Genomic DNA, 11,813 nt, shown 5'->3' with positions numbered 1-11,813 from the left:
CGCTGGTGCTGCATGGCGTACAGCACGTGCTGTATCCCGAGGTGAGGCTCGACGCCTGGCCGGACGCGGATCGCCGCAGCCGTTTCGTCTTCATCGTGCGCGACCTCGAGCCCGGCTTCGTGGAAAAGCTGCTGGCCGATTTCACCGGTGCGGCGCGCAGCCAGGCCGAGCCTGACGCGCAGGCAATTCCATGAACCTGGCGCAGCAATGCCTTGTCGGCGCGATCCGCCTCTACCAGTTGGCGCTCTCGCCATGGCTGGGCCGGCAATGCCGCTACCTGCCGACCTGCTCGGAATACGGCAAGGAAGCGATCGAAAAACACGGCGCGCTCAAGGGCGGCTGGCTGGCTGCCAAACGCATCGGCCGCTGCCGCCCCGGCTGCGCCCACGGCTACGACCCGGTGCCGCCAGTCGAGAAGCGCAAATAAATGCAGCCCCTGTTCCTCCGCCACCTGCTGCCCTGGCTGTTCGCGCTGATTCTGTTGTGCGGGCAGGCGGCGGCGTTCGCGCATACGCTGACCCATCTGCACCCGCACGACGCGGATCAGGCCAATCATCCCTGCGAAGTCTGCATCGCCCAGGCGCAGCTGGGCTCGGTCGCGCCGCCCGGCCTGCTCGTCCTGACGATTCCGCCTAGCGCCCGCATGGACCTGCCCGCCGACACGCCCGTGCGCGCCGATCTCGCGCCCCGTCCCGCTTGCGCCCGCGCCCCGCCCTTCTCCGTCCACGCCTGACCTTCGTCCGGCCCGCGCAACGCCAGCGCGGGCCAGTGTCATTCGTTTACGGAGTGAAAAATGTTACGTCCCGCTATTCTGGCGACCGCGCTCGCGGCTGCCTTTCCGGTTTCCGCCGACGCCGACCTCGACGCGCTGCGCGCCGAGCTGAAGCAAATGAAATCCAGCTACGAGGCACGCATCCAGGCGCTGGAAGCCCGCTTGCAGCAGGCTGACGCCGCTCCCGCCCCGATCGCCGTGCAAGCCGACGCTGCCCCGCAGCAAGGCACGGCTGCCGGCAACCGTTTCAACCCGGATATCTCGCTCATCCTGCAAGGCAAGTACGCCCATCTCGACGATATCGAGCATCGTCAGATCAGCGGCTTCCTGCCTGCCGGGCACGACCACGGCGCGCCGCGCGGCTTCTCGCTCGACCACACCGAACTGGTGATGTCGGCCAGCATCGACCCCTACTTCCGCGGCTATTTCAACCTCGCCCTGCTGGACGAGGAAGTCGCCATCGAAGAAGCCTGGTTCCAGACCACGGCGCTCGGCCATGGCGTCTCGCTCAAGGGCGGGCGTTTCCTGTCGGGGCTCGGCTACCAGAACCAGCAGCATCCGCACGCCTGGGATTTCGCCGACAACGCCCTGATGTACCGCGCGCTGTTCGGCGAGGCCTACGGCAACGACGGCGTGCAGCTGAAATGGGTGGCGCCGACCGATCTGTATATGGAGTTGGGTGCCGAAGCCGGACGCGGCGCCAACTTCCCCGGCACCGACCGCGACAGCAACGGCGCCGGCAGCTACGCGCTGTTCGGTCATCTCGGCGGCGATGTCGGCGCCTCCCACAGCTGGCGCGCCGGGCTGTCCTACCTGCACAGCAAGGCGCATGAGCGTGACAGCGAGCTGGAAGACATTGACGGCGTGCACGCCGAAACCCTGTTCTCGGGCAAGAGCACAACCTGGGTGACGGACCTCGTCTGGAAATGGGCGCCCGACGGCAACGCATCGGAGCGGAACTTCAAGTTCGCCGCCGAATACTTCCGCCGCAGCGAGCGCGGCAGCCTGCTGTGCGAGGACAACACGAGCGCCGGCGGCGCGTGCGACGGCAGCGACGCCGCCTACCGCTCCCGCCAATCCGGCTTCTACGCCCAGGGCGTCTACCAGTTCATGCCGCGCTGGCGCACCGGCTACCGCTACGACCGCCTGGACCCCGGCGCGGTCGACTTCGGTGCCAACAGCGCCTTCCTGCCCGTTTCGGAATACAAGCCGGCACGCCACTCGCTGATGCTCGATTACTCGCCGTCCGAATTCTCGCGCCTGCGCCTGCAGTATTCGCAGGACAAGTCGATGGAGAACGCGCGCGAAAACCAGTGGTTCGTGCAGTACATCCACAGCCTGGGCGCGCACGGCGCCCATGCTTTCTGAGGAGAGACGCGTGAAACGACTGCTGGCCTGTCTCATCCTGTGGCTACCCGTGTACGCGCACGCCGCCCTCAACGTGTTCGCCTGCGAGCCCGAATGGGCCGCCCTGGCCGGGGAAATCGGCGGCGCCGACGTCAGCGTGTTCGCCGCCACCACGGCCCTGCAGGACCCGCACCGCATCGAGGCACGCCCCAGCCTGATCGCGCAGATGCGGCGCGCCGGGCTGGTCGTGTGCACCGGCGCCGAGCTGGAAACCGGCTGGCTGCCGGTGCTGCTGCGCGAAGCGGGCAACGCCGGGGTGCAGCTCGGGCGCCGCGGCTACTTCGAAGCCACGCAAAGCGTGCCGCTGCTGGACAAGCCAGCGCGGCTGGATCGCGCCGAAGGCGATGTGCACGCCGAGGGCAATCCGCACATCCACACCGATCCCCGCAACATCCTGCGCGTCAGCGAAGCGCTGGCGGCGCGGCTGGCCGAGGTCGACCCGGCGAACGCCGCCGCATACCGCGCGCGCGCGCAGGCCTTCGCCGCGCGCTGGAACGCGGCGATGGCGCGCTGGCAAACGCGGGCCGCGCCGCTCGCGGGCATGCCGGTGGCGGTGCAGCATCCATCGTTTCGCTATCTGCTGAACTGGCTGGGGATGCGCACGGTGGCCACGCTCGAACCCAAGCCCGGCGTCGAGCCCTCGGTTAGCCACCTGGCGCAGGTGGCCGCGCAGTTGCAGGCGACGCCCGCCAAAGCCGTGCTGCGGGCGGCCTACCAGAGCCCGCGCCCGGCCGACTGGCTGGCGCGGCGCGCCGGGATTCCCGCGCTGGCGCTGCCCTACACCGTGGGTGGCAGCGCGCGGGCAAGCGATCTGTTCGGCCTGTTCGACGACACGCTGGATCAACTGCTGAAAGCTGCGCCATGAATTCCACGCTGAACCTCGCCGCGCTCGACCCCGGCCTGCTGGGCTGGCCGCTGCTCGCCGGCTTGCTGGTGCTGGCCACCCACGTGCCGCTGGGACGGCGGGTGCTGGCGCGCGGGGTTATTTTTCTCGACCTGGCGATCGCGCAGATCGCGGTGCTCGGCGTGATCGCGGCCCACGCGTTGGATCTGGCGCCGGATGGCTGGCCCACCCAGCTTGCCGCCGCGGCGGCGGCGCTGGCGGGCGCAGCCCTGCTGGCAGGCTGCGAGCGCCGCTGGCCTGCCGTTCAGGAAGCGCTGATCGGCTCGGCTTTCGTGGTGGCAGCCAGTCTCGGCGCACTCCTGCTGGCCGGCGATCCGCACGGCGGCGAGCACCTGTCCGAGCTGCTCACCGGACAGATCCTCTGGGCGACCCCGCGGCAAGCCGCGCAGATCGGCGTCCTGTACGCCGCGCTGCTGGCGCTGTGGGCATGGCGCGGCACCGGCCTCGGGACGCTCGGGTTTTATCTGGTCTTCGCACTCGCCATCACCGCCTCGGTGCAGCTGGTGGGCGTGTATCTGGTATTTGCCAGCCTGATTCTGCCCGCGCTGGCGGTACGCGGCTGGCCGCCGCGCACGGGACTGCTCGCCGGCTGGGCGCTGGGCGCGCTGGCGTATGCGGCGGGGCTGGCCGCCTCGGCGTTGTTCGACTGGCCCGCCGGCCCGGCGATCGTCATCGCGCTTGCCATCGCCGCCCTGCTCGGCGGGAGCCTGCTGCGGGTTGCTGCACGCGGGCGACAGCGCTAGTATCCAACACTGATTCCCTCATCCAAGCACGCATATTCCGTGGCTCTCCCGTTTTTCAAAAAAGGCAAGGACAAGGTCCCCGCCGCCGCGCACAAGCCGGCAGCCGTGCGGGAAACCGAGTCGCCCCCCACCGAGACCCTGCTGACCATGGACATGGGGGCGGGCGGCATCGTAGTGGAAGAAACCAGCGGAGCGCCCCAGTCGCCGGTGGACGAAGTCGCCATCCTCTATGCCAGCGGCCAGATCGAGATGGCCGAGCACTTGCTGCAGGGCATCCTGACCGCAGGCGACCGGCGCGCCTGGCACATGCTGTTCGATCTGTACGCCATCCAGGGCCGCGAAAAGGAATTCGAACAACTGGCGCTGGATTACGCGATGCGCTTCGAGACCTCGCCGCCAGTCTGGCAGAAAATGAACGGCAACGGCGCGGCCACTCCCCAGCAAGCCCAGACCGCCAGCCTGGAGTTGCCCGGCCTGCTCGACAAGACCGCTGCGGGCACGCTGCGCGACGGCATTGCCGCCACCGCCAAAAACACTGCGGTACGGATCGATTTTTCAGGCATCGCCATGGTCGACGAATCGGGGGCGGACGAATGTGCGCGGATTCTGAGCGCGGCGCGCAAGGCCAGGCGCAAGCTGCAGGTCAGCGGCGTCGACCGCCTGATCGCGCTGCTGCAGGACCTCAACCGCGCCACCCACAGCCGCGCGGTGCACTGGCTGCTGCTGCTGGAGCTGTACCAGACGCTCGGGCAGCAGGAAAAATTCGAGGATCTGGCGGTCGACTACGCCGTGCGTTTTGAAGTATCCCCCCCCTCCTGGAGCGAGGTGCAAGCCGCGGAAGTGGTGCCGGGCAAGCCGGCCGAGCCGCTGGACAATGCCCTGCGGCTAGCCGGCGAGATCACCCCCGCCAACGACAGCGCCTTGCAGCAGCTCGGCAGCTACGCCGCCACCCACAGCGAAGTGCTGGTCGATCTGGCGCAGGTCACCCGCGTCGATTACGGCAGCGTCAGCCAGTTCATCGGCGTGCTGATGCAGTGCCTGGGCAGCGGCAAGAGCATCACCCTGCGCGGGCACAACGCGCTCATCCACGAACTGTTTCGCGTCATGGGCATCGACCAGCTGGCGCAACTCATCCCGCATCACCCTGACTGACTCCGGCCCATCGGGCGGCCGCGCCAAGCCGGCGCTGCCGCGGCCTGAGCGTCATTTATAATTCGGCCATGGAACAATATCGCGGCACCACCATCCTCTCCGTCCGCCGTGGCAATGAGGTCGCTCTCGGCGGCGACGGCCAGGTCACGCTCGGCAACATCGTCATCAAGTCCACCGCGCGCAAGGTGCGCCGGCTGTACCAGGAAAAAGTCCTGGCCGGATTCGCCGGCGGCACCGCCGACGCCTTCACCCTGTTCGAGCGCTTCGAGGCCAAGCTCGACAAGCATTCGGGACACCTGCTCAGGAGCGCGGTCGAGCTCGCCAAGGACTGGCGCACCGACCGCATGCTGCGGCGGCTCGAAGCCATGCTGGCGGTGGCCGACCGCGAGTACTCGCTCATCATCACCGGCAACGGCGACGTGCTGGAACCCGAACTCGGCATCGCCGCCATCGGCTCGGGCGGCGCCTTCGCCCAGTCCGCCGCGCGCGCGCTGCTGGAAAACACCGACCTGCCCCCGCTTGAAATCGTCAAAAAGAGCCTCACCATTGCGGGAGACATCTGCATTTACTCGAACCAGAACCACGTGATCGAAACCCTGTGAGGCGTGAAGGGTGAGGGTGAAGTGCCCCCACCTTACCCCTCACGCCTAACGCCTCACTGCCCAATGACCCCCAAAGAAATCGTCCACGAACTCGACAAACACATCGTCGGCCAGGCCGCCGCCAAGCGCGCGGTCGCAGTTGCGTTGCGCAACCGCTGGCGGCGCCAGCAGGTGGCCGATCCGCTGCGCCAGGAAATCACCCCGAAGAACATCCTGATGATCGGCCCGACCGGGGTCGGCAAGACCGAGATCGCGCGGCGTCTGGCACGCCTCGCCAACGCGCCCTTCATCAAGATCGAGGCGACCAAGTTCACCGAGGTCGGCTACGTCGGGCGCGACGTCGACACCATCATCCGCGACCTGATGGAAACCGCGGTCAAGCAGATGCGCGGGCAGGCCACCGCCAAGGTGCGCTTCCGCGCCGAGGAGGCCGCCGAGGAGCGCATCCTCGACGCGCTGCTGCCGCCGCCGCGCAGCGTCGGCTTCGCCGAAGCCGAGCCGCAGCGCGAGGAAGGCGCGGCGCGCCAGCGTTTCCGCAAGATGCTGCGCGAAGGCCAGCTCGACGACAAGGAAATCGAGATCGAGCTGGCGGCGGTCAGCCCCGGCATGGAAATCTTCACTCCGCCGGGAATGGAAGACCTGTCGCAGCAATTGCAGGGCATGTTCCAGAACCTCGGGCAAAGCCGCCGGCAGAGCCGCAAGCTCAAGGTGCGCGAGGCCATGAAGCTGCTGGCCGAGGAAGAGGCCGGGCGGCTGATCAACGACGAGGAAACCAAGCTGCAGGCGCTGGAAGCGGTCGAGCAGAACGGCATCGTGTTTCTCGACGAGATCGACAAGATCGCCACCCGCAGCGACGCGCACGGCAGCGACGTGTCGCGCCAGGGCGTGCAGCGCGACCTGTTGCCGCTGATCGAGGGGACCACCGTGTCGACCAAGTACGGCATGGTGAAGACCGACCACATCCTGTTCATCGCCAGCGGCGCATTCCACCTGTCCAAGCCGTCCGACCTCATCCCCGAACTGCAAGGGCGGCTGCCGATCCGGGTCGAACTGCAGGCGCTCTCGGTGGAAGACTTCGAGCGGATTCTGACCGCCACCGACGCCTGCCTGACGCGCCAGTACGAGGCCTTACTGGCGACCGAAGGGGTGACGCTCAAATTCACCGGCGACGGCATCCGCCGCATCGCCGAGATTGCCTTTGAAGTGAACGAACGCACCGAAAACATCGGTGCACGGCGGCTCCATACCGTGATGGAAAAGCTGCTGGAAGATATTTCCTTCGACGCCGGGAACATTACCGGCGAATACATCGTCGATGCCGAGTCCGTCACGGGCCGCCTCGCTGCGCTGGCCGCACGCGAAGACCTGGCGCGCTACGTTCTGTAATCCCGCGTTTTTAGAATCTCAACTTTTGTTCCGCCACGCGCAGTCCGTTCCATGAAACCCGAAACCAGCCCTCCCGCCGCAGTCCGCGGCAACCTTCTCTCGACCCTCCTGTTCGGCAGCCGCTGGCTGCAAGTGCCGCTGTATCTCGGCCTGATCGTCGCACAACTGGTGTATGTCGTGCATTTCATGGTCGAACTGAAGCATCTGATCGTCGGCACCTTCACCCTTTCCGAAGCAGCCATCATGCTCATCGCGCTGGGCCTGATCGACGTGGTGATGATTTCCAACCTGCTCATCATGGTCATCGTCGGCGGCTACGAAACCTTCGTTTCGCGCCTCAACCTCAAAGGCCATCCCGACGAACCCGAGTGGCTTTCGCACGTCAACGCCAACGTGCTCAAGGTCAAACTCGCCACCGCCATCATCGGCATCTCGTCGATCCACCTGCTGAAGACCTTCATCAACGCCGCCAACCTGGATGAAAAGGTCATGCTGTGGCAGACCGTCATCCACATGGCGTTCATCGTGTCGGCGGTGGCGATCGCGTATATCGACAAGCTGATGCCGAATCCGCAGAAACATTGAAGCGGGCGCCGGCGGAATGGCTGCCGGCGCTCCCGCAACGCTTCACCCCGCTTCCCGTACCTCATCCATGATTTCCAGCATGTCCTTTTCCCAGCGCTCGAACAGCGGTTTCAGTTCCGGGTCGGGGAAATAGTCCCGCAGCATCTGCGGATGGCTGGTCACCAGGATGGCCTGGTCGCCTTCCGCGAAAATCGTGATGTTCAGCGGCAAAAACGGGATCAGGCCGGGGTTCCTGGCCGTTGCCTGCCTCACTTCCTCGTACTTGCCGAAATACACCACGCGGTACATGTCGCTCTTGAATTCGCGACGCTGCAGGTTTTCGTTCACCTGCTGCAGACGCGTGACCGTATAGCCGCGGGAGGAAATGGCGGATTGCAGCAGGGTCATCGCCTCCGGGAACAGCCGGTTCACGCGCGCCATCATCAGGTCGCCGGCGGCGGCGGGCGCGCTTAGCAGCAGCGCCAGGCAGACGGCGCCCATCCATTGCAACGGCTTCTTCATAACGTCGCTTCCTCCATGATCGCGGTGTAGCTCTTGCTCATCTCATCGCACAGGCGATTGAGTTCGGAATTGTTGAACAGGCTGCTCAGCACCTTGGGGTTGACCGACATCACCTGCACCTTGCCGTTCGTCTCCAGGATGGTGATACGGCAGGGCAGGAACATGCCGACGCGCGGATCGATGGCCAGCGCCTGGTTAAGCAGGCTGATGTTGCAGAAATACACGATGACCTGTTTCGGGTTCTCGTTGGCCGGATCAGTCAGCCCGTATTCCAGCGTCTGCACCCGGCCGTAGAAGAAATTGTTGTTACTCACCGCCCGCTTGACGTTTTCCACGGTGGTCTCCAGGTCGTAGCCTGAATCCCGCACGATGACCGGGTTTTCCACCGCCAGGATCTGCGCGCTCCCCGACAGCGGCTGTTTTTCGAATCCGCGCACGTAACTGACGATGTCGTCGATGTCCTTTTCCTTCAGCCCCTGCTTGAGGAACGACACCATCGGCGTGCCTTCCCGGCCGTGCATCAGCGTCGCCTTGATCATGGCGTCGGATGCCGCGGCGAGGAAACCGGGGTTGTGCAGCGCGGGCGCCATGATGGGCAGGTCGCGGGGGCGCGAAAACGTGACGCCGGTACCCTTGCCGCCTTCGCCGTTGGCGCCGTGGCAGGACGCGCAGTATTGCGCGAACAGTTTCTTGCCGTGCCCCGGATTGCCCTTCACCGGGCGCGCGGAATACGTGGCGGGCGCGCCCTTGTTCCAGGTGCGCACATGGCGAACGATGGCTTCGATTTCAGCCTGGTCGAGCTGGGAAAAGGCCGGCATCACCCGCCCCGGTCGGCCGTGTCGTATGGTTTTGCGCAGGTAGTCGTCGCTGACCCCGGTCTGGAAGGCCGGCAACGCCAGCGGAACGCCGATGCCGCCGGTACCGTTTTCGCCATGGCAGGCGGCGCAGTTGCGCCCGTAAAGCTTTGCGCCGTCCGGCGCCGCCAGAACGGGAGACAGGCCGAATCCGGCCAGCAGGGTTACCATCAGTAGCAGACGCGTCAGCATAATCCTCCCCATCCCTCAAAAAACACTCATGGTTAATTTAGTACATTACTATATTAATATGTATTAAATATTTAAATACTCAGCCGTATGGCTGACGATGGCATAAATATAGCTGATGAATGCGGCCGGGCCGCTTCCTGAATTGTCGCGCCTGCCAGCGGATACGCTACCCGGCCCGCTAATACCATCATCGACATTACTTATTGGCTGGCTACCCCGCTCCAGCGGAAAATCGCACGATACCTACCTTTTTCTTTTTCGGAGACCTCCATGGCCACCCGCGACACCCTCACTCCCAAAGAAGCCCAATGCAGCAGCGGCGCCGAATACGCGGCGCTGGCGCTGGAAGCCTTGCAGGAGCCTGCCGATGCGGCCTATGCCAGGGAGCTGATGGACCGGGTGGCGGACGACTGCCAGTTCACCAAGGATCTGGCAGCCTGCGCCATCGTCTACCAGGCATTGGGCGAACAGGGCCGCGCCGAGGAACTGCTGCAGACCGCGGAAGACTACTGCATGTCGGGCGAGGAGCAGGTGGCGCTGGCCGAGGCCAAGTTCAAGGTGCTGGGCGACAAGGCCGCGGCGGTGGGCGCGTATGAAAAGGCGCTGAAGGAAACCGGCAACCTCGACCCGTTGATCGCCCTGGCGAAGAACGTGATGAACGTGATCGCCGACAGCGCATTTGCGAAAAAAGTGCTGGAAAAAGCCGAGACGAAAATCTCGCGCGCGGTGGAATACGGCAAGCTGGCGGCGGCCGCCGCCGAGCATGTGCTCGACAAGGAATACGCGGCGACGATTTTCAACAAGGCGGCGGAAAAGCTTTCCAGCGTGCCCGACCTGCTGTCATTGGCGGGCGAAGTGACCAAGACGCTGGGCGACCCGCAAAAGGCCAAGGCGCTGTATCAGCGCGCCCTGGAAGGGGCGACCGACTTCGCCGCGGCGAAGACGCTGATCGATTCGGCGAAGCAGGCGGGCGACGCGGCCTTCATGCAGGCCGCACTGAAAAAGGCCGGCGAGATGGCAAGCGCCACCGGCGAGTACATCGAACTAGCCGAGGGGCTGGCAGGAGTGGGCGACAAGACGGGCGCCGCGGCCTTGCTGGACAAGGCCGAAGACGCCGTGGCCGGGCTGGACGAAATGCAGAAGCTGGTCGCCGCCGTCGAGGCACATCTGGCCGACGATGCCGAGCGCCTTGACCGGGTCAAGGCCAAGCTGGAAAAGCGTCAGGCCAACCACGCGCGCTACATGGAATTCCAGCAGCTGGAAAAGGACGCCGTCAGCGTCAAGCAGTTCCTCGCACTGGCCGACCGCGTGCGGCTGGAGCTGGAAGACCCGTTCTACGCCGCCAAGCTGATCGAATCGGCGGAAAAACTGCTCGACGGCACCGGCTACCAGTACTCGCGCTACAAGCCGGTCCTGCTGGCGGTGGACAAGAACCTGGACGATACCGGCTGGCTGTCCCGACTGCTAGACCGCGCGGCGGAAAACGCGACCGACTTCATCGCCTTCAAGGATCTGGTGGTCACCGCTGCGCAGCTGAAGCACCGCGAACTGGGCGTTTCCAAGGCGCGCGCCTACCTCGCCGCACGCGAGGCCGCGCTGGCGGCGGACGCCCATGCCAGCGTGTACGACACCGCCAAGCTCGCCGAGGCGAGTTTTGCCGCCACCCAGGATGCCGCCGAGGCCAGCCGTCTGCTGGAGGCCGCGCGAGCCCAGGCCGGAGACCACTTCGCGCTGATCCACATCGGCCGGCTGTACGCCTCCATCGGCAACAGCGCCCGCGCGGATGAGCTCTATGCCGCTGCGGCCGCCGCCTGCCCCGACGGCGACGCCTGCATCCAGTTCATCGACCGCCTGAAGGGGTTTGCCCTACCGGCCGAAGTGCTGAAAAAATGGTATGCCGAATGCGGCGCGCACCTGAGCAAACCGGCCGACAAGCTGCGCTGGGCCGAAGGGATTGCCGACGCGCTGAACGACAAGACCTGGGCGACCGAAGCCTACGCCCAGCTCGCCGGGCAGTTCGGCGGCGCCGATGCCGCGCGCTTCGAATTCAGCCGTCGCTCGCACGCAGACCTGAATTTCTACGGCGCCGTACGCCGCCATTAAATCCGTCAATACCCCTGAAAACAGCCCGGTTGAACGGGCTGTTTTTATTTGTACACTTGAAAAAGGAACGACCGTCGAATGCCGATGTCTTCTGCAGGAGACGCAAGCGGCTCCCTTGGCTTTGATGTCGTGTCCCGGAAGCGCGCCCAATTGCCCCCGCAGAGCAGCGTTGGCGCGTTCAACCGCCGTTTCCAGTCGAGTGAAGCTGTCTACAGGAGTGCCCATGGTCGAAAACCTCTCCGCCCTCATCGATACGGTGCAGAAGAACTGCACCATCGCCGACGCCCGCCACGCGCGCGACATGACGATGTGTACTTTTCTGCTGGAAATGCGCGAGTACTACCGCTGGGAGATGGAGATTCCCTATGGCGCGCGCCTGCCCAGGGACGAACTCGGCGATTGGCTGAACGCGCGCGAAAGCCTGTGGGATGCGGTCGAGGAAGAGGATTTCGCACCGCTGCCGCTGAACCCGGCCGGAATCGATCCGTTCGCGGCCGACGACATCAACCGCGCGCTGATCCCGCAGGGACTGGTCTACAGCAGCGGGCTGGGGCATTTCCGCAAGCCGCATTTCGTGCTGGCCGAACTCAAGCGTGCCGAGATGCGCGAGGG

General features: G+C 65.5%; 14 protein-coding genes. 12 read left to right on the top strand and 2 right to left on the bottom strand.

The annotated features are described in order from the left end of the window. The 10 genes from BGO62_RS05320 to BGO62_RS05275 all read left to right on the top strand — a co-directional run. On the top strand, positions 1 to 194 hold a 194-nt coding region (locus BGO62_RS05320; RefSeq protein ID WP_296639975.1), incomplete at its 5' end, for a GTP-binding protein. Then, the gene (gene yidD / locus BGO62_RS05315) at positions 191 to 427 is read left to right on the top strand and encodes a membrane protein insertion efficiency factor YidD (protein WP_296639973.1); all 237 of its coding nucleotides are present in this window, start codon (positions 191 to 193) and stop codon (positions 425 to 427) included. The genes BGO62_RS05320 and yidD, both read left to right, overlap by 4 nt. Continuing rightward, entirely contained in the window at positions 428 to 733 is a 306-nt protein-coding gene (locus tag BGO62_RS05310) for a hypothetical protein (RefSeq protein WP_296639971.1), read from the top strand. A 60-nt stretch (positions 734 to 793) separates the two neighbouring features. Then, positions 794 to 2,140, top strand: a complete 1,347-nt coding sequence (locus BGO62_RS05305) for a TonB-dependent receptor (protein ID WP_296639969.1) — start codon at positions 794 to 796, stop codon at positions 2,138 to 2,140. A gap of 10 nt (positions 2,141 to 2,150) precedes the next feature. Continuing rightward, positions 2,151 to 3,044 (top strand): zinc ABC transporter substrate-binding protein, encoded by an 894-nt coding sequence (locus BGO62_RS05300; protein ID WP_296639968.1) that lies wholly within the window; start codon positions 2,151 to 2,153, stop codon positions 3,042 to 3,044. After that, positions 3,041 to 3,826 (top strand): metal ABC transporter permease, encoded by a 786-nt coding sequence (locus BGO62_RS05295; RefSeq protein WP_296639967.1) that lies wholly within the window; start codon positions 3,041 to 3,043, stop codon positions 3,824 to 3,826. Before BGO62_RS05300 ends, BGO62_RS05295 begins: the two co-directional genes overlap by 4 nt. Positions 3,827 to 3,865: 39 nt before the next feature. After that, a complete protein-coding gene (locus BGO62_RS05290; protein ID WP_296639966.1) occupies positions 3,866 to 4,978 on the top strand; it encodes an STAS domain-containing protein in 1,113 nt (370 codons plus the stop codon). A gap of 68 nt (positions 4,979 to 5,046) precedes the next feature. Next, positions 5,047 to 5,580 carry an ATP-dependent protease subunit HslV gene (gene hslV, locus BGO62_RS05285; protein WP_296639965.1) on the top strand — a complete coding sequence of 178 codons (534 nt, stop codon included), beginning with the start codon at positions 5,047 to 5,049 and terminating at the stop codon, positions 5,578 to 5,580. A 63-nt stretch (positions 5,581 to 5,643) separates the two neighbouring features. After that, complete coding sequence (gene hslU / locus BGO62_RS05280) at positions 5,644 to 6,966, top strand: ATP-dependent protease ATPase subunit HslU (protein ID WP_296639964.1); 1,323 nt, start codon at positions 5,644 to 5,646, stop codon at positions 6,964 to 6,966. Positions 6,967 to 7,017: 51 nt separating this feature from the next. Next, complete coding sequence (locus tag BGO62_RS05275) at positions 7,018 to 7,551, top strand: TIGR00645 family protein (RefSeq protein WP_296639963.1); 534 nt, start codon at positions 7,018 to 7,020, stop codon at positions 7,549 to 7,551. A 42-nt stretch (positions 7,552 to 7,593) separates the two neighbouring features. On the opposite strand, the gene BGO62_RS05270 is transcribed toward BGO62_RS05275, so the two are convergent. Continuing rightward, positions 7,594 to 8,052, bottom strand: coding sequence for a DUF302 domain-containing protein (locus tag BGO62_RS05270; protein WP_296639961.1), 459 nt, complete (start codon positions 8,050 to 8,052; stop codon positions 7,594 to 7,596). Continuing rightward, positions 8,049 to 9,098: a c-type cytochrome gene (locus BGO62_RS05265; protein WP_296639960.1), complete on the bottom strand. Its 1,050-nt coding sequence runs from the start codon at positions 9,096 to 9,098 to the stop codon at positions 8,049 to 8,051. Before BGO62_RS05265 ends, BGO62_RS05270 begins: the two co-directional genes overlap by 4 nt. Positions 9,099 to 9,368: 270 nt before the next feature. Here BGO62_RS05265 and BGO62_RS05260 point away from each other — a divergent pair, with 270 nt between their 5' ends. Next, the gene (locus tag BGO62_RS05260; RefSeq protein ID WP_296639957.1) at positions 9,369 to 11,201 is read left to right on the top strand and encodes a hypothetical protein; all 1,833 of its coding nucleotides are present in this window, start codon (positions 9,369 to 9,371) and stop codon (positions 11,199 to 11,201) included. Positions 11,202 to 11,424: 223 nt separating this feature from the next. Beyond that, the coding region (locus tag BGO62_RS05255) for an Sfum_1244 family protein (protein WP_363923858.1) at positions 11,425 to 11,813 on the top strand (389 nt) is incomplete at its 3' end.

The sequence above is a fragment of the Thiobacillus sp. 65-1402 genome (genome assembly GCF_001897685.1).
Taxonomy (GTDB): domain Bacteria; phylum Pseudomonadota; class Gammaproteobacteria; order Burkholderiales; family Thiobacillaceae; genus Thiobacillus.
Note: the sequence above shows the minus strand (reverse complement) of the source record. Positions and strands in the feature narration are given on the sequence as shown.